The sequence below is a fragment of the Ochrobactrum sp. SFR4 genome, assembly GCF_019730395.1.
Taxonomy (GTDB): Bacteria; Pseudomonadota; Alphaproteobacteria; order Rhizobiales; family Rhizobiaceae; genus Pseudochrobactrum.
The window spans coordinates 1-270 of record NZ_JAAPBB010000800.1; the positions used below are offsets into that span (position 1 = coordinate 1).

Below are 270 nucleotides of genomic sequence, written 5' to 3' on the forward strand. Positions count from 1 at the left end.
CCGATAGTAAAACCGACACGAGTGGTGGTACTTTCAGCGACTGGTACTGTATTCGTCGCATTGTTGAGGGAGAAACTGTCTTTTAATCTCGCAATAGAAACACCACCGGCAATATATGGAAGCCACCGTTGATAACTGACGCCAAGACGGGCGCGGATAGCACCTTCAAAGTCAGTTTTTGTATTCCAGTTAAAATTGGCGTTTTGATTGCTTAATAACGTGGTATCCTTTTTCAAATTCGCAAAATTTATGTCTCCTTCCAGACCGTAT

At 43.0% G+C, this 270-nt stretch carries 1 protein-coding gene; it reads right to left on the reverse strand.

The window, feature by feature from the left end:
* A partial coding sequence (locus HBA93_RS21280) for an outer membrane protein (RefSeq protein ID WP_502910171.1) occupies positions 1-270 on the reverse strand: 270 nt, incomplete at both ends.